14 protein-coding genes, 1 tRNA gene and 2 pseudogenes are annotated in these 23707 nt (G+C 68.7%); 7 read left to right on the top strand and 10 right to left on the bottom strand.

What is annotated here, in order from left to right; all coding sequences use genetic code 11:
* Window positions 1-206: 206 nt before the first annotated feature.
* A tRNA-Leu gene (locus tag ACFWWR_RS11140) sits at window positions 207-290 on the top strand.
* 192 nt (window positions 291-482) lie between these two features.
* Here ACFWWR_RS11140 and ACFWWR_RS11145 read toward each other — a convergent pair.
* Window positions 483-2282: a hypothetical protein gene (locus ACFWWR_RS11145; RefSeq protein WP_384302892.1), complete on the bottom strand. Its 1800-nt coding sequence runs from the start codon at window positions 2280-2282 to the stop codon at window positions 483-485.
* Window positions 2279-3202, bottom strand: a complete 924-nt coding sequence (locus ACFWWR_RS11150; RefSeq protein WP_384302894.1) for a hypothetical protein — start codon at window positions 3200-3202, stop codon at window positions 2279-2281. The genes ACFWWR_RS11145 and ACFWWR_RS11150 overlap by 4 nt, the downstream gene beginning before the upstream one ends.
* A 183-nt stretch (window positions 3203-3385) precedes the next feature.
* Here ACFWWR_RS11150 and ACFWWR_RS11155 point away from each other — a divergent pair, with 183 nt between their 5' ends.
* On the top strand, window positions 3386-3610 hold the full coding sequence (locus ACFWWR_RS11155) for a multiprotein-bridging factor 1 family protein (protein WP_384302896.1): 225 nt from the start codon (window positions 3386-3388) through the stop codon (window positions 3608-3610).
* 251 nt (window positions 3611-3861) lie between these two features.
* Here the strand turns inward: ACFWWR_RS11155 and ACFWWR_RS11160 are convergent, their stop codons facing one another.
* Together ACFWWR_RS11160 and ACFWWR_RS11165 are read right to left on the bottom strand one after the other, a co-directional pair.
* Complete coding sequence (locus ACFWWR_RS11160) at window positions 3862-4314, bottom strand: hypothetical protein (protein ID WP_384302898.1); 453 nt, start codon at window positions 4312-4314, stop codon at window positions 3862-3864.
* A 1075-nt stretch (window positions 4315-5389) separates the two neighbouring features.
* Window positions 5390-6967 (bottom strand): alpha/beta hydrolase, encoded by a 1578-nt coding sequence (locus ACFWWR_RS11165; protein WP_384302900.1) that lies wholly within the window; start codon window positions 6965-6967, stop codon window positions 5390-5392.
* Window positions 6968-7975: 1008 nt separating this feature from the next.
* On the opposite strand from ACFWWR_RS11165, the pseudogene ACFWWR_RS11170 reads away from it, so the two are divergent.
* From ACFWWR_RS11170 to ACFWWR_RS11185, 4 genes and pseudogenes are all read left to right on the top strand, one after another.
* Window positions 7976-8071: pseudogene (locus ACFWWR_RS11170) on the top strand (flavoprotein); the annotation flags it as partial.
* A gap of 419 nt (window positions 8072-8490) precedes the next feature.
* On the top strand, window positions 8491-9267 hold the full coding sequence (locus ACFWWR_RS11175; protein WP_384302902.1) for an ABC transporter ATP-binding protein: 777 nt from the start codon (window positions 8491-8493) through the stop codon (window positions 9265-9267).
* Between the two features lie 122 nt (window positions 9268-9389).
* Complete coding sequence (locus ACFWWR_RS11180; protein WP_384302904.1) at window positions 9390-11906, top strand: ABC transporter permease; 2517 nt, start codon at window positions 9390-9392, stop codon at window positions 11904-11906.
* Window positions 11907-12340: 434 nt separating this feature from the next.
* Complete coding sequence (locus tag ACFWWR_RS11185; protein ID WP_384302906.1) at window positions 12341-16048, top strand: hypothetical protein; 3708 nt, start codon at window positions 12341-12343, stop codon at window positions 16046-16048.
* Here ACFWWR_RS11185 and ACFWWR_RS11190 read toward each other — a convergent pair.
* From ACFWWR_RS11190 to ACFWWR_RS11205, 4 genes are all read right to left on the bottom strand, one after another.
* Window positions 16042-16536, bottom strand: coding sequence for a hypothetical protein (locus ACFWWR_RS11190; protein ID WP_384302908.1), 495 nt, complete (start codon window positions 16534-16536; stop codon window positions 16042-16044). The two genes, ACFWWR_RS11185 and ACFWWR_RS11190, sit on opposite strands and share 7 nt — an antisense overlap.
* A gap of 254 nt (window positions 16537-16790) precedes the next feature.
* Window positions 16791-17438: a hypothetical protein gene (locus ACFWWR_RS11195; protein WP_384302909.1), complete on the bottom strand. Its 648-nt coding sequence runs from the start codon at window positions 17436-17438 to the stop codon at window positions 16791-16793.
* 71 nt (window positions 17439-17509) lie between these two features.
* Window positions 17510-17911, bottom strand: a complete 402-nt coding sequence (locus ACFWWR_RS11200; RefSeq protein WP_384302911.1) for a hypothetical protein — start codon at window positions 17909-17911, stop codon at window positions 17510-17512.
* 797 nt (window positions 17912-18708) lie between these two features.
* On the bottom strand, window positions 18709-21045 hold the full coding sequence (locus tag ACFWWR_RS11205; RefSeq protein ID WP_384302913.1) for an alpha-L-fucosidase: 2337 nt from the start codon (window positions 21043-21045) through the stop codon (window positions 18709-18711).
* A 342-nt stretch (window positions 21046-21387) separates the two neighbouring features.
* Here ACFWWR_RS11205 and ACFWWR_RS11210 point away from each other — a divergent pair, with 342 nt between their 5' ends.
* Window positions 21388-22827, top strand: a complete 1440-nt coding sequence (locus ACFWWR_RS11210) for an RICIN domain-containing protein (protein ID WP_384302915.1) — start codon at window positions 21388-21390, stop codon at window positions 22825-22827.
* 88 nt (window positions 22828-22915) lie between these two features.
* Here ACFWWR_RS11210 and ACFWWR_RS11215 read toward each other — a convergent pair.
* Window positions 22916-23279, bottom strand: a pseudogene (locus tag ACFWWR_RS11215) (RidA family protein); the annotation flags it as partial.
* Window positions 23228-23569 carry a hypothetical protein gene (locus ACFWWR_RS11220; protein ID WP_384302917.1) on the bottom strand — a complete coding sequence of 114 codons (342 nt, stop codon included), beginning with the start codon at window positions 23567-23569 and terminating at the stop codon, window positions 23228-23230. The pseudogene ACFWWR_RS11215 and the gene ACFWWR_RS11220, both read right to left, overlap by 52 nt.
* Window positions 23570-23707: the final 138 nt, after the last annotated feature.

Below are 23707 nucleotides of genomic sequence, written 5' to 3' on the forward strand. Positions count from 1 at the left end.
GGACCGGTACGAGGTTGATACGTGAACCGGTCCGCGTTGATACGTAGCCGCGGACTCGGAGGTGGGGTGGCGGACGGAGGCAGAGTGTGCTGGTCGGCTGCTGCCCGGCCATAAGGGATGTGAACCCACCCCTTCCTGCGTGCTAATGTTCTGCGTGTCGGAAGGCGCCAACCCCAAGGGGGACGGGGCCTGAGGACACACCCAATGCGCGGGTGGCGGAATAGGCAGACGCGCTGGATTCAGGTTCCAGTGCCCGAAAGGGCGTGGGGGTTCAACTCCCCCCTCGCGCACAGCGAGAAACCGACGAAACGGGTCTCCACCAGTGACGGAAGTCATGGTGGGGCCCGTTTCTCGTTGTAGCGATGGGCTGCGGCCCGGACGGTGACGCGGCAGGGCCCCGGCGGTGAGGTATCTCACGGTCGGGGCCCTGCTTTTGGTGCTGCTGGTTGTTTTCCGGGGTGGTGCTGGGGGTGGTGGCCGGATCAGGCGGTTGCCGCCAGATGACCAGTGGGTGTCCAGGTCCCGGGCTCCTTGGTTTTCCGCCTGTGGTGGGTGCGGCGGCGGGGGCGGTCGCCGCCGAGTGCGAGTGTCTCAAGCCATTTTTTGATCTTGCGGCGGTTGGCGTGGGCGAGTTGGAAGGCCAGCAGGATCGTCTGGGCGGCGATGCCGCGGATGCGGCGTGAGCCCGCCGCCTCGATGCCCTCGGCCAGCGGATTCTTGGCGTAGCCGTTGTAGCCCTCGATGCTGTTGCGGAGCCGGAAGTAGACCTTCTGCCATTCCGGACCGCCGTACTCCAGAGCCTGCCACTGCTTGGCGCCGGCTTCCGGGCTCACGGTGATGGCGTTCTGGCGGCAGACCTTGACCGGGCCGGTTGGGCTGGGCTCCGGGTCGATGAGGGGGAGGTGGATGCCGCGGCCCAGGGTGTGGGGCTTGATGAGGCACTGGGCCTTGCCCGCTTCGGCGGGGCACATCATCCGCTGGTAGCCGTCGGCGTCGGCGTTCTGTTTCGGCATGAGGCGGTATCCGCGGCGGGCGGAGATCAGCCGGACCCACGTCTCCCGGTCGATGCGTTCGGCGTGCAGGTCGATGGTGGCGTTGATGAGGGGCTCCGGCATGGACGGGCAGTACCAGCGGCCCTCGACGAGGATCGCGCCTTCCGTTCCGCCTTGCTTGCCGAGCTGGTCCGCCCGGTAGTCGTAGACGGGCTTGTAGCCCATGGCCCGGACGGGGACCTGCCACTCGGCGGGCTCGGAGTTGTTGTAGGCGCGGTCGCCGGCAAGGTAGCCGGGTTTGTATCCCCGTTCCTGGAGCCGGTTGAGGACCTTCAGACCGTTGTACGCAGGGCGCTGGCCGGGCTTGTCGAGTGCGACGCCGAGGACGAGAACCGGGAGGATGTTGGGGTTCGGGGTGCCGTCGTCGAGGAGCACGGCGTCGTGTTCGGTGTCACGGGCCACGATGAGGTGGGCGTCGTAGCCGAAGAGGTACTTCTTCTTGAGTGAGGTCTTCTTCTTGACCAGAGACGTCTTGGCTTTGCCCTTCTTGGCGGGCGGCGGAGGCGGACGCATGGAGTCGGACACCGGTGCATCCGGGTCTCGGTGGTCGCCCTCGCGGACGTACCAGCCGGCGTCCGGGTCGGTGGCGAGCTCGGGGCCCTGCGTGGCACGGCCACGGGAGAACGTGCGGACGGGGGTGGCGTCGATGCCCAGAGAGACCTCCGCCAGTTCTGCCAGCAGCTCCTGGAGGGGGCGTACAGAGGCGTCCAGCACGAACTCGGTGAACAGGGCCAGCCGCCGCTCCCGCTCCGCCAGGTCGTCGATGTCGGCTGCCGCCGTCAGTGCGTGCGCCTCCAGGCGCGAGAGGTGTCCATTGGGTGGCAGCGGGGAGGGGTTCATGGCGTCTTTCATGGCGTGGAAGATTCGCCTGACGACGGCGTAGGCCGCCTCAAATCCCTGGTCGTGGTCTTCGTACTCGGGTATGTCGAGCCGGGCGCGCAGCTGCGGGCTGAGGCGGAAGTACAGGATGTCCGTGACCCGTTCCAGGACGATCTTGCCGCCGGTGTCCTGGGTGCAGAGGTGGAGGCCGATCAGGAGGTTTCTGAGGTGCAGGGTGCGGTGCCGGCCGCGCGGGAGGTGGACGAACTCCTTTAGCAGGGGGACGAGTTGGCTGTTGTCGACTTCCTCGATCGCCGTCTCGACGTCGGCGTCGTCGATGAGACGGCGCTTGGCGCGCATCGCCAGGAGGCGGTCGTGGCGATCGCTGGGCAGGCCGCGTGGTGCCGTCATTGGCTGCCTCGCAGCAGCCGGGCGGCTTCCTCGGCGGGGACGGCACGCAGGAACGGCAGGATGCGGGAGAGGCCGTGGAGGGTGTCGACGCCGGCCGCCGCCACGATGACGGTGATGGGAAGCCGCTCTTCGAAGAGTTCGGCCAGCCACGTGGACCTGAGACGGCCCATGACCAGACGAGGGACGTTCGGGCTGGGCTGGGTTCGGGCCAGGAAGTTCGTGACGGTGTTGGTGCCGCGGCTGTGGGAGTTGGGGCGGAACAGGTACCGGGCGGTGCCCGGGGTCTCGAGACGGTCGGCGGCGGAGGCCAAAACGCCTTCCCAGGGACGGCGGCAGAGGATTTCGCGTTTCCGGGCCCCGCGAGTGACCACGACGGCCGGACCGCCGCCTCCAGGGGTTCTGCGGACGTCGTGGACGCGAACCCGGATGACCTCCGGTGAGTCGAGGCCGACACCGAGCCCGAGCGCCATGAGCGTCTTGCAGCCCCATCGGAGCTCCTCGGTGGGCTGCCCGGTGACCCAGCCCCACAGGTCCGCGAGTTCGGTCCGGGTGTAGGGGCTGTTGGGAACCGAGGCCGACAGCTTGGCGGGCTTCCCAGTCCGGCATTCGCCGCCCAGGACGATCTCGCTGAGCCGCAGGAGCCTGGTCCGGTAGTTGCCGCGGCTGCTCTCCTTCACGTTGGGGCAGCCGACCGCGATGAATCTCTCGATCACCTCCAGGGAGAGCCACACCTCGGCCTTTCCGGGAAGGCCCTCGCCGTTGCAGAAGAGCGCCAACTGGGCCAGCGCGGAAAGCAGTTCACGTGCTTTGTAGGACGTCAGGGGATCGGCGAGGCGGACGACACGGCGCACTTCGTCGCCGACGCGGCTCCACCCCGCGGGGGAGCCGGACGGGCCGTAGGAATCAATCCGCTGACTCATCACATGTCGCCAGACCAACACCCCAGCCGGAGGGGTGTTATTCGAATAACATGTACTCGTGGCAGCAGCCGCGCGCGACCGGGGAGGACCGGATGGGTCAGACTTCACCTCATGCCCCAAGGAGATGCCCGCCGACTGCCGCCGCGCGCGTACTGCGCCGGCGGTGCGTGGCCTGAGGCCGTCATGGAGGAGCACCACGGGGCGCGGGTCGCCCAGGCCATGGCTGCCCGGCTCAAGGCTGCGCTCGACCAGCGGGGCTGGACCGTCGCTCACTTGTCGCGCGAGAGTGGCGTCGCCCGCTTCACGATCGCCAAGGCGCTCGCCGGTGAGGCGTGGCCCGACCTGCTGACCATTGCCAATCTCGAAAAGGCGCTGGACTGTGATCTCTGGCCCGGCCGGGAAGTGTGAAGCGGGCCGCAGCGGGGAGCCGCCGGTATACGGACGGGGGGCACGGAATGGCTGTTCGAAACCGAACATGCGGGCGGTCATCCCTTCGGGCGAAGGGCGGGACCATATTTCGTCATGCGCTACCGGCGGCCCTCGGCCGCTCGTAAAATGCAACGTGACGAACTGATCCGGCGCTGTGGAAGGTTCTAGGTGGGTTCGTCGCCGTTGGCCGTCACCTTGGACTGGACTCCTTGGTGGCGGCCTTCTTTGTCTTAAGGCTGCTGAGGTGGTGCGTACTGGTAGAAAGCATTCGGCAGCTTGATCAGAGAACCGGACTTCGCCAGTTCATCCGCTGCCACACGAACGCTCTTGATCTTGTCTGCCTCGTTGAGGGCATTGGCAACTTCCAGCGCTTTCCACTGCCGCGTGGGGTCCTGGGACATGAGCCGCAAGATACGAGTCTTGCGGGGTGCGGCCTGGAAACCGCCGGCTGCTGCCGTCGGCTCGACGTCATCGGAGTCCGTGTCGGACTGTCGCTGCTCAGGGATGCCTGATGACCGCCACTCGTCTGCGATCTGCATCTGCTTCTTCACCTGACGAACGAGGCGAAGTTCTTGGCGGACCTTGAACATATCGCGCTGTAGTTCGATCTCCTTCTCCTCCAGGAGCTGGATGTACTTGTCAGGATTACCGGCTACTTCTTCCCACGGAAGGGCTTCGATCATTGCAGAACCCTACCTATGAGAGTGCATAACTTACCCAGCTCGCAAGGGGTGCTTCACTCGAAGTAGCGACGAGGTCAATTACCTGTCGGGTTACCTGTGCGAACAGAGTCGAAAATTCCGTTTTGTATCCAGGGCCTGTCTGGGTGGAAGGAACGTTTCACTGTCTCGCTGCAAAATGCAGGGCTGCTGTATCTGGTTGGCATTCCACCCCCCTGTGATTCAAAGATAATTAGCGACAGGGGAGGCTGTCGCGTTTTGCAGTTCTCTGGTCCCTGTGGTGAAAGCCCTGTCTTTTCCGTGGCGCAGGAAAAAGTAAACCCCTGTCTCGGGCATGTGCCCTGAGCTCCGTGATGCGGGCGGTTTCTCCGACATGAGGTAGGGCGACACAGGGGATGTGGGGTCGCCGGGGACGGATAGGGGCTGGCGGACACGGACCAGGTGCTGTGACTTGGGTGTGCCGTTCGTCCGTCGGTCCTGTCCTTCTGGCCCTGATGTCTCAGCGATCTCTGGACGAGAGAAGTTGCCTCAGGGCAGAGGAAGCCTCAAAACGCAACTGGTGGCGGATGACGGAGACAGGGGTGTGTCAGGAAGGCGCCAGCGGATGTCCGGCGATTGGGCAGCCATCCCTGTCTGTAGGAAGGGGTGGATGGCCAGGGTCGCTGTGGGAACGGTCAGGGCTAGGCACCCGGAGATGGGTGCCACCACTACCCCATAGCTAGAGGAACCGGTCCGGGTGGGATGCCAGAACCCGCACAGGGACAGCGACACGGGAGACAAGCAGGGCGCGGTAATAGCGCCTCTCAGGCCAGGTCCTGCGAGTTGCCCCGGGAGTACCTCTCCGGCATGCAGCAGAGAACTCGCGGTTACTTCGATGCCTCGGCCGGCTCGCTGATCGGCCAGGCTGATGCGGCGCGGCCTGTGAAGCGCGTGGGCTGGGTCCACACCTGCATCTTGCACCTGCTGCCTGCCGGGGGAAGTCGTATGAAGAGGTCGTGCGCCCGAGATACGAGAAGGGCTCCCGGTGAGCACCGGGAGCCCTTCCCCCTTCTGGGTACACGGGACAGACCCCGTACGTTCAGCCGCGGAAGCCGAGCATCCCGTGCAGTGAGCCGCCGACCGGTGCGGTGGCCGACTGCACCGTGCTCAGTGGTGCCGGGTCGGGCATCTTCTGGCAGACGGCGTCGGCCACGCCGGTGCCGCGCGGTGCCGTGCCGTCGGACAGATAGTTCGCCAGGTACTCGTCCAGGCAGGTGTTCCCCCTCAGCGTGATGCTGTGGTTCCCGCCGCCCTGCTCGACCACCAGGCTGGAGTGCTTCAGCAGGTGGTGAACGGTGACGCCGCCCTCATACGGGGTGGCCCCGTCGTTCGTCGCCTGGAACAGCAGCACCGGCGGCAGCTTGGTGTTGGCGACGTTCATCGGCTTGTGCGGCTTCGTGGGCCAGAACGCGCACGGCGCGTTGAGCCAGGCGTTGTTCCACGTGAGGAACGGCGCCTTCTCGTACATCGCCCAGTTGTCCTTGCGCCACTGGTTCCAGTCACGCGGCCAGGGGGCGTCACCGCACTCGATCGCGGTGTAGATGCTGTAGTTGTTGCTGCTGCTGCCGGCCTGCTCCGCGTAGTACTCGTACTCCTTGACCAGGTGGTCGGAGCTCTTGTCGTTCACGTAGGCAGCGAAGGCCCGCGCGAGGTAGGGCCAGGCATCGTTGCCGTAGACACCGGCCAGGAAGGTGTCCTCCAGCTCGGAGACGCCCACCTTGCCGCCCGCCGGGTTCTTGGCGAGTTCCGCACGCATCGCGTACCACTTGGCTTCGATCGCGGCCGGTTCGGTGCCGAGCTTGTACGTGTCGTTGTACGTGGCGATCCACGCCATGAGCGCCTTGTAGCGACCCTCGATCGCCGGGTCCTGGGACATGTTGGAGTCGTACCACGCCTTGGTGGGATCGACGATCGAGTCCAGGACCATGCGTCGCACCCGCTCCGGGAACAGCTTGCCGTAGACCGCGCCGAGGTATGTCCCACCCGAGTAGCCGAGGTAGTTGATCTTTTTGGCGCCGAGTGCCTCGCGGATCGCGTCCATGTCCCTGGCGGTGCTGATCGTGTTGATGTACGGCAGCACGTCCCCGTACTTCTTGCCGCACTCCTCGGCGAAGGACTTGGCGCGCGCGAGGTTGACCTTCTCCAGGGCGGGTGTGCCCGGCAGCGAGTCCGGGCGCACCGGGGCGAAGTAGCCCGGCTTGCAGTCCACGGCGGGCTTGCTCTGGCCCACTCCGCGCGGGTCGAAGCCTATGAAGTCGTACTGGGCCGCGACCGCCTTGGGCAGCAGGGGCGGGAGCCATCCGGCGATGTCCAGTCCGCTGACGCCGGGGCCGCCGGGGTTGATCAGCAGCGGGGCCTGGGACTTCTTGGCGGTGTGCGGGGTGCGGGACAGCGCGAGGGTGATCTGCCGCCCGTGCGGCTCGGCGTAGTTGAGCGGCACCTTCAGCGACGCGCACTGGAGGGTCGGATAGTCGTCCGTGTGGCAGTCCCTCCAGGTGATTTCCGAGGGCTGGGCGGTGGTCGCGGAGGGCGATGTGCCGGCCTGGGCAGGGACGGCCGTGAGGGTGCCGGCCAGTGCGACGGTCGCACTGAACAGCGCGGCTGCGCTTCTTCTCATGAACTTTCCTCAGAGCGTGGGGGGTTGCGTAAGGAAAAAGGACCGTGCGTGCACGGTCCCGGTCGAGATGCCTGGCCGGTGCCGAACAACCCTGTCGGGCCAGCCCAGTTCGGGGCGGCGATCAGCGCGTCGATGTGTCCGGCCGAGGCGAACCCGGTCCGGGGCATGTGCCCTTCGCGGAGCATGGGCGCATCCGGAAACCAGGCCGAGGTGTTGGACGACCCGTCGGCAAGGTCACGTGTCGCTGGCCGACGGGTCTGGGAGGGGGCGAGCACTGTCGGCACGTGCAGCGCTTGGGCCTTGCGCCGGGTGATGTCCGCTTCGACCGAGTGGCGCACCTCGTAGCGCTGGCGGTCGAAGGCTGGAGGGCGTTCCGCGCTCTTCCCAACCGTGCGCGGTGGCCGAAGTGTTGACCGACAAGCCGACGGGGCAGTTGCTGGGCGCTGCGCGTGCGCTCTGGTAGATCCATGGACGCCCTTGGCAGCGTATGAGAGATGCCCTTGTGGAGGGGCGGGCGTCATCGTTGCCTGACAAGACCGGCGCCTACGCCCTCACCGGAGCCGAGGCGACCACCGCGGTCCCTTTGCCCGCTGGGAGCGGGCGGTGGGCGCGCTGGTGGTCCTGGGCGTGAGTAATCGGCAGATCCGTGCACGGCGACGGTTACCGCGCACGGTTGACGGTCAGGTCGAGAGCATCCTGGCCAAGGGTGGCTTCAGGTCCCACGCCCGGGCTGCTTCCTGGTGGACAGCGGCTCAAGCGCTCCCTCGAAGGGCTGGAGTTCCCGCAAGCGAAGACTCAACGGCAACCGCGGCATGGTGCCTTCTCAGCCCGACACGCACCGTCCCCGCGTGCATAGCCCGCCAAGCCATCATCATCGAGAAGGGTGACCCTGTGCCGCGCGCTGGATCGTGGGCAAGGCCTGGAAGGCGTCCTGCTGTCGGCTCAGGGGTCCGAGGACCTGGTGCACGTCGTGTGTCTTGCCGCTGAGTTCCAGTCCACTCCGGTGGAAGTGTGGACCGGCTACGCGAGATGGGCGTCGTGATCGGCTCGTACGAGCTTCACCGGACGAAGGCCAGCGGCGGGGCCGACCGCCGCCGATGGGAGGCGTGGGCCGGAGTGCACTGTCGGCAGGGTCGCGGTCAGCACGGGCGGCGGCAACCGGGGCACCGGCCTGGCCATCCCGCACCGCCCCGACCACGGCCAAGCCGGGCTGCCTCGGCCGAAAGGCCGAGACGCCGATGGGGCGGTCTCGTCGGCACGGGGCGCCTCTTGCCGGTGAGGGGGACGGTGGCCCCCTGCGGCAGCCCCCTTTCCCAGGCGTTTTCTCCATTGCGTCACCCCCGGAGACGACGCGATGGCACCCCCGAGGCTGACGAAACCGGCTCTCGGATCAGACCCAGGGGGTCGGCAATTCGGCTGATCCACGGGAGCTGCACAAACCGGACGATGGAGGTGTTCCCAGCCAGGGGCGGGCCCGCACCCCCGTCCCAGCGCTGTCTGCGCCCTCGATCGGAGTAGGCCCCATGACCACCACCGCGCCCACCGGCTCTCGTGCCATCACCACCGTGGCCGCCCGCGCCACCGAGCTCTCCAAGGTCTACGGACAGGGCGAGACCCGGGTGATCGCCCTCGACCGGGTCTCCGTCGGCTTCGGACAGTCCCAGTTCACGGCGATCATGGGGCCTTCCGGGTCCGGCAAGTCCACGCTGATGCACTGCGTCGCCGGACTCGACAGTTTCTCCTCCGGCTCGGTGCGCGTCGGCGACACCGAGCTCGGGTCTCTGACCGACAGGCAGCTCACCAAGCTCCGCCGGGACAAGATCGGCTTCATCTTCCAGGCGTTCAACCTGCTGCCGACCCTCACCGCACTCGAGAACATCACGCTCCCGATGGACATCGCGGGCCGCACACCGGACAAGCAGTGGCTGGACACCGTCATACGGATGGTCGGCCTGTCCGGCCGGCTCAGCCACCGCCCCGCTCAGCTCTCCGGCGGCCAGCAGCAGCGAGTCGCCGTTGCCCGGGCGCTCGCCTCCAGGCCGGACATCGTCTTCGGGGACGAGCCGACCGGCAACCTGGACTCGCGCTCGGGTACCGAGGTCCTCGGATTTTTGCGTGACTCCGTACGGGAGTTGGGTCAGACCGTCGTCATGGTCACCCACGATCCCGTCGCCGCCTCCTACGCGGACCGGGTCGTCTTCCTCGTCGACGGGCGGATCGTCGACGAGATGTACGAGCCCACCGCGGACGGGGTCCTCGATCGCATGAAGGCCTTCGACACCAAGTTCCGCACGAGCTGAGCGGTACGCATGGGCGCGAACAGACCCACGCCCCCAGGCGACAGCACCGACCGCATTGACAGGCGCTGCGGCAGACCGAATCCGGCCGCCCAGCCCCGCCCTCACTCCATCAGGACACCACCATGTTCCGCACAGCCCTGCGCAACGTCCTTGCGCACAAGGCCAGACTGCTGATGACCCTGCTCGCCGTCATGCTCGGCGTCGCGTTCGTCTCCGGCACCCTGGTCTTCACCGACAGCCTCGCCAGCGCCTACCGCGACCAGGCGGCCAAGAGCTACGCGCACGTGGACGTCGAGGTCCGCGCGTACGCCGACTCCTCGGGCAAGAACCCCGGCCTCAGCCGGAAGACGTTCGACGAGATCGCCCGGCTCGACGGGGTCGCCGATGCCGTCGGGCGGTTCTACGGGGGCGCTTCCGTCGCCGACAAGGACGGCGGGCTCATCGGCAGTGCCGCGTCCAACCTGGGCGGCAATTTCGCGCCGGGGAAGGACGGCAAGGACGGGCTCTACGTATTCACCGACGGTAGTGGTCCCACCAAGGCCGGGCAGATCGCCCTCGACAATGCCTCGGCTTCGAAGGGCGGCTTCGACGTCGGCGACACCGTGCGTGTCGCCGTCAAGGGTCCGGCGAAGACGTACAAGCTCTCCGGGATCTTCACGACCGAGGACAGCGCGGTGGCCGGCGGCGGCAGCCTGGTGCTGTTCGACACCCCGGTCGCCCAGCGGCTCTACATCCGGCCGGGCGTCTATCAGGCCATCACCGTCACCGCCGCTCCCGGCGCCTCGGACAGTGAACTCGCCGCCGCCATCGGGAATCTGCTGCCGGACTACGCGGATGCCCAAACCGGTCAGCGGCTCGCCGCCCGGGACGCCTCTTCGGCCGCTGGAGACGCGAAGATGCTCAACACGATGCTGCTCGTCTTCGCCGGGGTCGCGCTCTTCGTCAGTGTCTTCCTGATCGCCAACACCTTCACCATGCTGGCCGCCCAGCGCACTCGGGAGCTCGCCCTGCTGCGTGCCGTCGGCGCCTCCCGTAAGCAGGTCACCCGGTCCGTGCTGGTCGAGGCCATGGTGGTTGGTGCTGTTGCCGCCGCCGCTGGTCTGGGGCTCGGGGTCGCCACGGCCGCTGTGCTGCGTTCCACGATCGGTGGGCTCGGCGGGGAGATTCCGGACGGGCCGCTGATCGTCACATCGTCGACCGCCCTGGTCGCGGTCCTCGTCGGCGTTCTGGTCACCATGCTGGCGGCCTGGCTGCCGGCCCGTCGTGCCGCGAAGATCCCGCCCATCGCGGCTATCGGCAGCGCGCACCTGCCGGCCACCACCAAGTCCCTGGTCCTACGGAACTCCCTCGGCGGCATCATCACGCTGCTCGGCGCCGCGGCCGCCGTCGCGGGTGCCGGGTCCGGCGGCTCCGGGGGCGCAGCGCTCGTCGGGCTCGGTGCCTTCCTCGCGCTGGTCGGTGTCATCGTGCTGATCCCGTTGCTGTCGCGGCCCGCGATCGCGGTCGTACGGCCGCTGCTGCGGCGCGGGTTCGGGGTCTCGGGGCAGCTCGCGGGACAGAACGCCGTACGCAACCCGCGCCGTACCGGCGCCACCGCCTCCGCGCTGGCCATCGGGCTCACGCTGGTCACCGCTCTGACCGTGCTCGGTGTCACCCTCGGTCAGAGCGTGGACAGGATGACGACCGACATCGTCAGGGCCGACTACATGGTCACCGCGGACGGCGGCGACGGACTGGACGCTTCGACGGTCGCCGCCCTGCGCAAGGCCGAGGGCGTCAGAGCGGTCTCGCAGGAACAGCCCGCGTCGATGCAGGTCGGCGACAGCGAGCAGCAGGTCACCGGCGTCACTCCCGCGGACTTCGAGAAGGCCATGCACCTCACGGTGGTCTCCGGCTCGCTGGACACGCTCGCAAAGGGGCAGATCGCCGTTGCCGAGGACGTCGCGCGGGCTCACGGCTGGAAGGCCGGGGACGCCCTGCCCGTGACGTGGGACGACTCCAAGAGCGGCAAACTGACCGTCGGGGCCGTCTTCGAGAGCAACACCGTCGTCTCGCCGGTCGTCGTCTCCACGGACCTGCTCGAGCCGCACGAGGCCAAGACGGTCATCTCGCGGATCTACGTCAAGACGGACGGCAGCACGACCGAGAAGGCACTCCTCGACGCCCTTGCCGGGAACCCGGCGATCAAGGTCGGCGACCAGCAGGACATCCGAAACCAGTTCGGTGGGTTCCTCAGCACCGTGCTGAACGTCATGTACGGGCTGCTCGCGATCTCCCTCGTCATCGCGGTGCTGGGAGTGGTGAACACCCTCGCGATGTCGGTCTTCGAGCGGCGGCGGGAGATCGGGATGCTGCGGGCGATCGGCCTCGACTGGCCGGGTGTGAAGCGGATGATCCGGCTGGAGGCCGTGGTCATCTCGCTCTTCGGCGCGGCGGTCGGGATCGGGCTCGGGGCCTTCCTGGGCGGGGCCGTCGGCCAGGCCATGAAGGCGGACATCCCCGGCTACGCACTGGTGCTGCCGTGGGGACGGTTCGCGCTCTTCCTGGCACTGGCAGGTCTGGTCGGCACGCTGGCCGCCATGTGGCCGGCCCGCAGCGCGACCAGGCTGAACATGCTCACCGCCATCAAGAGCGAGTGACCGGTCGAGCATCCGGCGAGCGGTGAATCGCCGTATCTGCGGCGGGTCCGCGCACCTGGGCAAGGTGCGCGGCCCCGTCGGCGTACGGCGGTCTGCTCCGGCCCCAGCGGCCGGTGGCTCCAGCGCCCAGCACCTCGGTCTTGGCCAGGGCCGCACGGTCAAGGGCCTGCGGCCCAGCGACATCCCGGCGTGGAGGCCGATCATGCACGCCGCTGTCGTGACCCGTTTCGGAGAGCCCGAGGTCTTCGAGGTCACCGGACTGTCGGCCCGGGCCCCGGTACCCGGTCAGGTGGCCACGCAGAAGGCGGAACGAGCTTGCGGACGTTGCCTTTCATTTGCCCGAATGTCATTCGGTGAGCCATTGCAGGAAACCCTCCTGAAAAATCGCCTCGCCTCTGATATCACTATTCGTCTCTCGTGGGAGGTGCGCGCTCATGGGGCGTCCGGAAAAACCCCTGGATCCGCAGGCAGGTCCCGTCCAACGGCTGGCCCATGAGCTGCGGGAACTGCGCAGGACGGCGGGCAGTCCCTCCTACCGCACCATGGCCGAGACCGCGGGCTTCTCCGCGACAACTCTGACGCAGGCCGCGGCGGGGGAACGGCTGCCGTCGCTGGCCGTCGTGCTGGGGTACGCGCGCGCGTGCGGAGCCGACCCAGGGGAGTGGGAACCCCGCTGGAAGGAGGCCCGGACGGAGGCCGAGGGGGCGACGCGCGACGAGGACGAGGGCGAGACGCCACCTCCGTACCGGGGCCTCGCCCGCTTCGAACAGGACGACCATGCGCTGTTCTTCGGCCGGGACCGGATGATCGAGGACCTGAACCGGCTCGTGTGCGACCACCGGTTCGCGGTGCTGTTCGGGGCGTCCGGCAGCGGCAAGTCCTCCCTCCTCCGGGCTGGGCTGATCCCGCGTCTGCGCCAGGAGATCGCGGCCCAGGATCGCCCGGCGGTGCTGCGGGTGCTCACCCCGGGGCCCAGACCGGCCACCACGTACGGCCATCTGCTCGCGCCCGCGCGCGAGGAGCCGGAGAGCTGGGTGGTGGTCGACCAGTTCGAGGAGGTCTTCACCCTCTGCCGGGACCGCGCCGAGCGCGCCCGCTTCATCGACCTGCTGCTGTCCTCTCGGGGCCCGGACAGCCGGCTGCGGGTCCTGGTCGCCGTACGGGCCGACTTCTACGCCCGCTGCTCCGAGCACGGCGGCCTCGCGGAGGCGCTGCGCGGCGCCGGCCTGCTGCTCGGCCCGATGACGGCGGACGAGCTGCGGGCGGCGGTCGTCAAGCCGGCGCAGGCGGTCGGGCATTTGGTGGAGCGGGAGCTGACCGCACGGATCGTCGAGGACGTGCTCGACGAGCCCGGCGGCCTGCCGATGCTCTCGCACGCCCTCCTGGAAACCTGGCGGCGGCGCAAGGGCCGGATGCTGACACTCGCCGCGTACAAGGCAGTCGGCGGCGTCAGCGGCGCGATCGCGGCGAGCGCCGAGGAGGTGTACGGCGAGCTGTCCCCGGCGCGTGCGGACGCCGCCCGTCGGCTGCTGCTGCGGATGGTCGAGCCAGGTCAGGGCACCCCCGACACCCGGCGCCCACTCCTCAGGACGGAACTTGAGGAGTGGGCCGACCCGGACGTGCCCGACGTCGTGGAACGGCTGGCCCGCGCCCGGCTCCTGACCACCGACGAGGAGGGCGTCCACCTCGCCCACGAGGCACTGATCACCTGCTGGCCGCGCCTGCACGGCTGGGTCGAGCAGGAGCGCGGGCGGCTGCGCCACCACCGGGCGCTCACCGAAGCCGCCCGCTCCTGGCTGGAACACGACCGCGACCAGGGCGCGCTGTACCGGGGCACCCGGCTGGCGCGCGCGGAGGAGCTGTTCGCCGACGGCGGCCTGTTGACCGTGTCCGAGCGCGCCTTCCTCACCGCCGCGCTGGATGCCCGGGACGCGGAGCGCCGGGCCGCTGCCCGGTCCACCCGCCGGGCACGGATGCTGGTGAGCGCGCTCTCCGGCGTCCTCGCGGTCGCCCTGGCCGCCGCGCTGGTCGCCTGGCAGACACAGCGCGACAACGACCAGCGCCGCACCGACGCGGCCGCCCGTCGCATCGCCGACGTCGCCGACGCCCTGCGCACCACCGACCCGCGCACCGCGATGCTGCTCGGTGTCGCCGCCTGGCGCGTCGCCCCGCTGTCGGAGACCCGTCGCGCCCTGCTCGGATCCCTCGCCCAGCCTGAGCGCGACACGTTCACGGATCCCACCCCCGGGTCCATCCCGAACCGCTTCGTCCTCGACTCCGGCCGCACCCTGCTCAGCATTGAAGGCAGCACCTGGCGCACCTGGAACATGGCCACGCACACCCTCACGGGCTCGGGCCGCCTGCCGGACGGAAACGTACAGTCCGCCTCCCCGGGCGCCCGGGTGCTGGCGGTGAGCATGGAAGGGGACGGCGTACGCCTGTGGAACACGGCCGCCGGCGCCTGGTTGCCCGGCGCCCCCCTGCCGCCCTACTCCACCGTCCGCTTCACCGGCCACACCTACCTGGAGGGCGGCCCGGACGACGACCGCGTACGGCTGCATTCCCTCACGGACGGCAAGGTCCTGTACGAGACGCGGGCGCCGAGTCTGGAGACCGTGGCCCCGAGCGCCGACGGCAGGCTGGTCGCGGTCTGCCCGTCCGGCGGCTCCCCGCAGGTCCGGGACCTCGCCGACCGGCGTACCCTCCACGGCGCCTGGGAGAAAACGGACGGCCTCTGCGACGACTACAGTTCGATGCTGTTCTTCGGCAGCGGCACCCGGCTGGCGGCCTTGTCGGACTCCGGAGTACGGGTGTGGGACACGGCATCCGGGGCCGGGATCGCCGACATCGCCGACCCGGGCGTGAGCTACGCCGCCTTCGGCAAGGACGACGGCTTCCTCGCGACGGCCGACGCCACTGAGATACGGGTGTGGCGCCTTACCTCACCCTCGGCCCCGGTATTCCGCCACGCCTTGAACAATCAGTATCTCTACGACGGCCTGGCCTGGGACCCCGCCCGCCCGGTCCTCCGCTACCTGGCGGGCGGCACCGTCCACTCCGTCGACGTCACCCAGGCTGTGACCCCCGCCTGGCGCGCCCGGCCCGTGAACGACGTCCGGTTCAGCCCGAACGGCAGCAGGATGGTCACCGCCCAGCGCGACGGCACGCGCTACCGCTTCCAGCTGTACGACACCCGCACGGGCCGCGTGCTGCGGACGCTGCCGCCCACGCCGGTCCCCGTCTCCAGCGACACCACGTTCCCGGTCGTACCGTCCGACACGGTGCCGCTGATGACGTTCGCCCCGGACGGCCGCACACTCGCCTACGGTGTCTCGGCCCCCGGCAGCGACGCGGCACGCCAGCACTTCACGCTCTGGGACCTGACCCGCGACCGCGCCCGCACCACCCTCAACCTGACCGGCTCGGCGGTGGTCTCCGTCGCCCTCGGCCCCGGCGGCCGCACTCTGTACGCCGCCCGCACGCCGGACACCGGCGACTTGACCGACGAGGTGTGGGACACCGGGACACACCGCAGGACGGGCGTGCTCAAGGGGATGGCCGGTATGCACCTCGCCGTCCACCCCGACGGCCGGCTGCTGGTCGGTGACAACAGCACCGCCGCCCTGCCGTCGGGGAAGGTCGCCGCCCACGACCTCGTCCAGGCCGAGCAGACGACCGCCGTGGCGTTCAGCGGTGACGGCGCCCTCCTGGTGGCCGGCGACCAGGCGGGCCGGGTCGCGCTGTGGGACGGGAGGCTGAAAAACCGGGCGGGCCTGCTGCGGAACGTCTTCCCGGCCCCGCTCCGCGACACCCCCGAGGCGGTCTCCGAGCTGGCGGTGAGCTCCGACGGCCGGACGCTGGCGGTGGGCGGCGACGCTGGGAGCGTACAGCTGTGGGACGTGAGGACCCAGCAGCCGCTGGGCGGCCCCCTGACGACACCGGGCGAGGCCGTCGACTCGCTGGCCTTCAGCCCCGACGGCACGACCCTGTACGTGGGCAGTGCGCACGTACCACTGCAGCGGTACGTCGTGGATCCGGAGCGGGCCGTGCGGGAGGTCTGCGCCCGGGAGGGCGCGGAACTGACGCGGGCGCAGTGGCGGACGTACGTGCCCGAGGAGCCCTACCGCCGGATCTGTCACTGAGGGAGCCGGGGGGTGATCCGCCCGGCCAGAGACACGAGCCGGTCGGCGCCCTCGGCCCACCCGATCCGCGCGAGAGAGAGCACCCAGCTCCGGGCACCCGGGCGCCACACCACGTGGCTGACGTCCTGCTGCTCCCGCACCAGGTGGCCGCTTTCCCGGAAGGCGGCTTGTCCCAGCCCGTCGACCTCGGTGACCCGCACGTCGCTTATCCCTGCGGACGAGGGGTCGCCGGCCAGGTTGTGGGCCACGGCGAGTGCGGCGTCATAGGACCGCCTGGCGAGGCTCAGCGACAGCAGCACCGCCCCGTCGCCGGTGGCATAGCTGCTGGTGTCCAGGGCCGTGCCGTTTTCGGGCCGACCTGCGATGCGGACTTCAGCTCCGGCAGCACCGTACCGGCGGGCGGCCAGGCCGAGGGCGGAGCACAGCCGCGAAGGGGGCGGCGTCTTCACCGTGGGGTCGGGGCTGGGGTCCGGAGAGACCGTGACCACCTGCGGGGAGGGGGCAGAGGCGGCGGAGTCGCTGCCGCTGGTGCAGGAGGTCAGCAGCGCGATGCCGACCGGCGCCGACTGCCGGGAGGGCGGCGGGCAGGGAACGGCGCGGGTTCATGGGGTGGGTTCCTCGTGAGGTGAACGGGGGGAGCTGGGGGTGGGCCGGCCCCGGTGCCTGGGGGGATGGTCACTGAGGCCGGCCGGCACGACGGGTCAGGCACTGACCACGGGCGGGTCAGGCACTGACCAGGGGATCACTTTGGATAGGTGTTGTACGTCGCGTAGTCATCGACCCGGATGTTGGTCTGCCACTTGCCGAACTGGTAGTCGCCGTCCCACCAGAACCGCTGCTTGCCCGAGCCGCAGCTGGAACCGTCGGTCCGGAAGGCGCCGACGTAGGTGCCCTGGACCCAGCGGCGCTTCACCACCATGATCGGCTGGGTGTACTGGCCGGGCTTCAGGTCGACGGACAACATGTACTTGGTGGTCGTGGATCCGCCGCGCTTGTAGGACGGGCTGACCTCGAACAGCTTCCCGACCTTGGGGATAGCGACGTCGACCTTCAGGCCGATCGACCACTCCCAGCTCGTCGTTTTGTCCTGGCCATAGGAGTAGGTGCACTTGGGGGCGTTCACGGGGCATTGGAACTTGGGTCCGCGCCACACCCAGTCCTCCCAGGTGTTGCGGGCCTGGATCTTTGGCTTCGCCCAGGTGGTGTCACCGGGGCGGTAGCTGGCACCGTCGGACTTGAAGCACCAGGTCTGCGCCGATGCCGAGCCGGGCGAGGCCAGCAGGATGAGCGGAGCCAGGCCCAGGCTCATCGCCGGCGCCAGCCAGCGGCGGATGCTCTTCTTGCTCACGGCGGGCTCCGCCTCGGAGGCTGCCATGGTGTGGGGACGCACTTGGATGGCTCCTTGAAAGGAGAGGGTCGACGGGGAGAGAGCGGTCCGGCGTTTCGAGCGGTGCGCCACGGTCATCGCCGGTAGGCGACGAGCATGTGGTACTGGTCGGTGGTCTGGCTCCACTCGCCCCGCCATTTGTCCGTCTGGGACCATCCCTCGCAGTTCTTGCCGCGGTAGGCCGTCATCGAGACCCGGTCACTGTTGGAGAACCACACGTTCTTCCAGTAGGTCGTCTTGTGGGGCTGGTTGCCGGTCAGGCACCGGTTCCACTTCTTGCCGTTAGGCCGGGTGACGTTGATACGCCAGCTGTACGCGTCCACGTTCTGGTTGACGATCTTGACGCAGGCGGTGAAGACGGGGGAGTTGCAGTTCGGGGCGGCACTGGCCGGGCCGGCGGTCAGGGTGAGTGAGGCCAGGGCGATGGCGGTGACGCCCAAAGCGCCGGTGAGTCTCCTGCGGAGTGAACGGGACACGGCCCCGCTCCCTTCTGTTCGTCGATCGGACCGGGTGCAATCGACTTTCGGGGCGGAGAAGTTGAACGGCAATCCGGTTCCGTGGAGGCGATCAACCCGGTGATCAGGCCGATGAGCCGAGGCTCCGGCACTGGAGGTTGCCCATGCATGACGTCGGGGTGAACGAAAGGCGTCTTCGGGCGCCGATGGGTGGTTGGATGAATCCCCCAGCACACGGGCCCGCGCGGCACCAAGCTCACCGCGACGACACCGGCGAGAAATACCTCTTCCGTCCGCGTGCACAGCCCCGCCACCTGGGGCGAGTCGAGCGCCAGGGATCGGGAGCGCTGGCGGCGTATACGGCGCGCCCCAGGGCAGCCCCCTCCCCCGGCTGCACGTTCAGTCGATCATCCGGACCCGCAACGGCAACGACTACAGAAAGGAGCTCCTCAGGCAGAACCACCTGCCGGCACTGCACCAACTGACCTGGCCCCGTCACCTCGTGGGTGCGGGGCATCTGACACGCGGCCGACGCGACCGCCATTTCACCGAGGAGCTGGACTTCAGGGGTCCACCGTGAAGTTCCACGTTTGCGAGCAGGTGGTCTCGCATCCGCTGGTGAGCCAGCCCTGACGGAACTCCGCATTCGCAACCGACGGTGGTCATAGGCGCACAACGGTGGCCGCAGCGGGTCGTGGGGCCGACACGCAGGTGGCGGAACCCCGGGCGAGGGGTTCGCGGCTGGCGCGCCGTCGTTGAGGGGAAAAGGAGGCCGAGGGCCGGCGCAGCGTGGCACCGGCCCCCTCCCGCATCGCCGGCTACAGGGCGATGACCTGCCATTCCTGGTTTGACCCGCCCGTGTCGGGCCATTGGATGACCGGGGTGCCGTCCGTGGTGGAGGCGTCCTTGATGTCGGCGCACCAGCCGTTGTGGACGTTGACGAGCCGGTAGTAGCCGCTGGTCGCTGGGACCAGCTTCCACCACTGGTTGCTGCTGTCGGTGTCGGTCCACTGGTCGAGGGCGGCGCCCTGAGCGGAGCCGCTGGGGCTGTCGAGGACCTTGCCGCTGCGGACGTTGGACAGCCGGTAGGAACCGTCGGTGTTGGGGAGCAGTTTCCACTGCTGGTTGGTGCCGCCGGTCGAGGGCCACTGGATGACGGCGGCACCGTCGGCGCTGGAGGCTCCGCTGACCTCCAGCACCTTGCCGCTCTTGCGGTTCACCAGGCGGAAGGTGCCCAGGTCCGCGGTGAAGGGGCGGTCGTAGACCTCCAGGTTGCGGATGGAGGCCCACACGCCGGAGGGCAGTCCGGTCACGGTCACGCGAACGTACCTGGCCTGGGCGCTGAACGTGGCGACCTGGACCTGGCTCGTGCTGGTGGTGTCGGTGCGGTCGGCCAGTGTGGTCCAGTTCGCGTTGTCGGTGGATCCCTCGATCCTGTACCGGTAGTTGGTGGCGTCGGACTCCCAGGCGATACGTGCGCCGGTGATCGACTTCGTCGCCCCCAGGTCCACCCTCAGCCAGTGCCCGGTGTTGCCGTTGTTCGCGCACCAACGCGTAGCGGTGGAGCCGTCGACCGCCTTCGCCGCAGTGTTGCCCTTGGAGGATTCCTGGCTGCTCGCCGTGGCGGTACCGCCCGCTGCGACATCGGCCGGCTGCACCGTCCGGTCCAGCGTGACGCCGAGGATGCTGTCCTCGGGGATGCGGGTGCGGTTGATGCCGGTGACGGTCACCTTGCCGCTGCCGTCCACGCTGTACGACAGGTCGGCGCCCGAGGCGACGTCGAAGACCCGGGTGACCTGGGCGTCGCCGATGGACGGGGTGGTGAACGACGTGCCGCTGTAGGCGGAGAGGAGGTGGATGTAGAAGGTGTTGTCCTTGTATGTGTACCCGTACTGGCCGTCGACCGGCTCCCAGGGGCCTCCCCGGGTGCCGTACACGGCGGCGCCGCAGCTGGATAGGAAGGATCCGATCTGGCGCACCAGGGTTGCCTGGGCGCTGGGCACCGCGCCGGAGCGGTTCGGTCCGACGTTGACCAGGCAGGTGATGTTCCGTACCCAGGCGTTGACCAGGATGTTCATGGCGGTGCCGAAGCTCATCACGCTCGAGCCGGCCTTGTAGCCCCAGGCACCGCCGATGGTGAAGCACTTCTCCGCCACCTTGCCGGTGCGGATCGCGCCGGTCGGGACGGAGGAGCCTTCCTCACTGGTGAAGTCGCCGATCCAGCCGGAGCGCAGGGTGGTGACGATGTCGGGCTGGTGCTTGCGGACCAGGCCGGTCAGCCCCAGCGGCTTGCCCGTGGCCGGGTCGGTGTCGCTATAAGCGGCGTCCACCGGCCACTCGTTCGCCGTGTCGAGGAACTTGCCGGGCTCCCAGAAGAAGGCGGCGTCCGCGTCGGAGCCCTGCTGGCCCAGCCAGCCGCCGTCCCACCAGAGGTCGTCTATCTTGCCGTACTGGGTCACCAGCTCCTTGACCTGCTGGTACACCTCGTTCTTCATGATCCGCGCGTTCTCCTTGTGCGCGGGATCAGTGGTGTAACCCCAGGCGTTGTCCAGGCAGTTGGTGCCGTGGACGTCGTAGTAGCCGGGGTAGCGCCAGCTCAGGGGCGAGTAGTACAGGCCCACCTTGAGGCCGGCGTCGCGCACAGCGGTGACGTACTGGCCGATGAAGTCGCGCTGCAAAGGCTCCTGGCCGCTGTGCCAGGCGTTCGGGTGGGTGGACGGCCAAAGGGCGAAGCCGTCGTGGTGGCGGGCCGTGAGCACCGTGTACTTCGCGCCCATGTCCTTGGCCAACTGGGCCCAGTCGGCCGGGTTGTAGGCGCTGGCGGTGAACTGCTCGCCGGTGGCGTCGGTGACGTACTTCTTGTAGTTCTCCGGGGTGACGGCGGCGTTCTCCATGTACCACTCGCCCTTGGCCGGGCCGGAGTAGACACCCCAGTGGATGAACATGCCGATCTTGGCATCCTGCAACCACTGGATCTTCTCGTCGGGCTGCTGTTCCACACCCAGGTCGAGCTCGGGAATGCGCAGCGGCCGCAGGGGCAACGGCTGGGTGGAGGCGGCATGAGCGGGGGCCGCCAGGGTCGGCGTGACGGCGGCGGCGACCGTCATGGCCGCCATTCCCGTCAGCACTCTTCGTCGGGTGATCGGTTCTGACAAGGGAGATCTCTCCTGACTGTCCACAGGACAGCACGGACCGTGCTGCGACTCAGCATCCGGGACCGAACAGATCGGATGAATCATCCAGTGAATAGCGGGCGCAAGGGGGCCGCACGGAGGCGTGCACCTCACCGGATGACACTGGACGAATTAACGGGCCAGAAGTCAGGTCTTGTCCAGAGGTTGGGCTGGAAATTCCGGGAACTCACAGGTCGATCACCCGCGAGTGCGAGAGAGCGTCAGACATCGGATGTACAGCCCTTGACGCGACCATGTCCCACCCTTACCGTCCCTCACCAGGGCCGCACACAACCAAACATTTCGAACCACCGTGAGGAATCCATGCTCCGACGCACCCTCACTCTCGCGCTGGCTGCCACGCTGAGCGTGTTCACCCTGCTGGTCGCTGGATCGCCCGCGCAGGCCGCCCCGGTCACCGTGACCAACGCGACCCAGTTCACCGACACCACCGGCGCCGTGGTCCATGCCCACGGTGGTGGGGTGATCAAGGTGGGCACGTACTACTACTGGTTCGGCGAGAACCGCAACGCCGACAACACCTTCAAGGCCGTCTCCGCCTACCGCTCCACCGACCTCAAAACCTGGGAGTTCCGTAACAACGTCCTCACCCAGGCCAGCGATCCCGAGCTGGCCGTCGCCAACATCGAGCGCCCGAAGGTCATCTACAACAGCACGACCGGCAAGTTCGTGATGTGGATGCACAAGGAGAACGGCACCGACTACACCCAGTCCCGTGCCGCCGTGGCCGTCTCCGACACCGTCGACGGCGACTACACCTGGCAGGGCAGCTTCCGGCCGCCGTCCGGCACCACGTCCCGGGACATGACCCTGTTCAAGGACGACGACGGCACGGCGTACCAGATCACCTCCGCGGCCGGCAACGCCGACCTGCACATCTACCGGCTCACCGCCGACTACACGACGTACGAAAGCCTGGTCGCCAACCCGTGGGCCGGAACCTTCCGGGAGGCGCCGGCGCTGTTCAAGCGCAACGGCGTCTACTTCATGCTGACCTCCGGCAACAGCGGCTGGAGCCCCAACCAGCAGAAGTACGCGACCGCCACCAGCATCACAGGCCCCTGGACCGCCATGACCGACATCGGCGATGCCACCGCCTACGGCTCCCAGACCACCTTCGTCCTGCCCGTCCAGGGCACGCAGGGCACCTCTTATCTGTACATGGGTGACCGCTGGGGCAACTCCATGGGCGGCACGGTCAACGACTCGCAGTACGTCTGGCTCCCGCTGACCTTCCCGACCAGGACCACCATGAACCTGCCCTGGTACCCCCAGGTCGCCATTGACACGGCCGCTGGCACGGTCAGCGGAGTGGGCGGCGGCCCGTACTACAGCCTGGTCGCCCGGCACAGTGGCAAGTGCCTCGACATCTCCGACAACTCGGCCGCCGACAGCTCGGTCGCCCTCCAGTACACCTGCGGCGGCGGCCTCAACCAGCAATGGCGGCTGCAGGACGCGGGGGGCGGATACGTCCGCGTTCTCGCGCAGCACAGCGGCAAGTGCCTGGACGTCGCGGACAACTCCACCGCCGACGGCGTCTTCGTGAACCAGTACCGTTGCACCACCGGCACCAACCAGCAGTGGATGTTCCAGGACCAGGGAAGCGGCTACTACCGACTTCTCGCCCGGCACAGCGGCAAGTGTCTTGACGTGGCGAACGCATCCACGGCCAACGGCGCCCGCCTCATCCAGTGGAGCTGCGGCACCGGAACCAACCAGCAGTTCCAGCGCCCCACCGTCTGACAACGAAGCCCGCCCGGCAGATGGCACCTTATGCCTGCCATCCGCCGGGCTCTGGACTGTCCCCCGCCATGCCGCAACTCGTCCACGACTACGACGATGTCCGGGATCCGTGGCCCGTGCACGCCCTCGACACAGACCACTTCGGAACGCCTACAGCACTGCGGGCGTGAATACCCTTGTCGGCGAGGATGTCGCCGAGCAACTCGCTGGCACCGTTGATGACGCCGGGCTGGCCGGTGAACGTAGGCGCGGAGGCGACGAACCCGACGACCTTGACGATCCGCTTGATGTGGTCCAGGTCCCCGGCGACCGACTTCACGGCAGCCAGCGCGTTCAGCGCGCAGGTGCGGGCCAAATCCTTCGCCTGCTCAGGAGAGATTTCCGCAACCGACCTTGCCGGTCAGCGCGAGCCTGCCGTCGACGAGGGGAAGTCGCCCCGAAGTGTAGATGTAGGGGCACCCGGGCGTCCGGAGCGGCGGAGGGCACGTTCTGAGGCGTCCCCGGGCACGGGGTCGGTGAAGGTGTCCGTCTCGGGCTGGGCGAGGGAGCCGAGCAGGGCCCGGCGGGTCTCGGGCAGCTTAGCGGTGCGCCACGCGGCGACGCCGAGCAGCATGGCGGTGCGCGGCTCGGTGGTGCGCAGCGCGTCGGCGACCTCGGCGACCTGGCGGGCCGCGTCGTCCGTGCGTCGCCGCTCGTTGTCCAGGTACTGCTGCCAGACGGCGAGCCCGCTGACCAGCGCCACCGCCAGGACGGCGTAGAGCGCGGTGAGGAGGGTCCGGGATCTGCGGGGGGGGGGGGGGGGGGGGCGGGGGGGCGACCGGGGTTTCCCCCACGCGGGCACCTTTGCGGGGGGTGGGGAGTTCCCCGCACGACCCGGGCA

This window comes from Streptomyces sp. NPDC058678 (genome assembly GCF_042714835.1).
Taxonomy (GTDB): Bacteria; Actinomycetota; Actinomycetes; order Streptomycetales; family Streptomycetaceae; genus Streptomyces.

Bases quoted from the DNA above. Each gene is read 5' to 3' on its own strand.
- ACFWWR_RS11145 (WP_384302892.1), bottom strand. From the start codon at position 2,282: ATGACGGCACCACGCGGCCTGCCCAGCGATCGCCACGACCGCCTCCTG.
- ACFWWR_RS11150 (WP_384302894.1), bottom strand. From the start codon at position 3,202: ATGAGTCAGCGGATTGATTCCTACGGCCCGTCCGGCTCCCCCGCGGGG.
- ACFWWR_RS11155 (WP_384302896.1), top strand. From the start codon at position 3,386: ATGGAGGAGCACCACGGGGCGCGGGTCGCCCAGGCCATGGCTGCCCGG.
- ACFWWR_RS11160 (WP_384302898.1), bottom strand. From the start codon at position 4,314: ATGATCGAAGCCCTTCCGTGGGAAGAAGTAGCCGGTAATCCTGACAAG.
- ACFWWR_RS11165 (WP_384302900.1), bottom strand. From the start codon at position 6,967: ATGAGAAGAAGCGCAGCCGCGCTGTTCAGTGCGACCGTCGCACTGGCC.
- ACFWWR_RS11175 (WP_384302902.1), top strand. From the start codon at position 8,491: ATGACCACCACCGCGCCCACCGGCTCTCGTGCCATCACCACCGTGGCC.
- ACFWWR_RS11180 (WP_384302904.1), top strand. From the start codon at position 9,390: ATGTTCCGCACAGCCCTGCGCAACGTCCTTGCGCACAAGGCCAGACTG.
- ACFWWR_RS11185 (WP_384302906.1), top strand. From the start codon at position 12,341: ATGGGGCGTCCGGAAAAACCCCTGGATCCGCAGGCAGGTCCCGTCCAA.
- ACFWWR_RS11210 (WP_384302915.1), top strand. From the start codon at position 21,388: ATGCTCCGACGCACCCTCACTCTCGCGCTGGCTGCCACGCTGAGCGTG.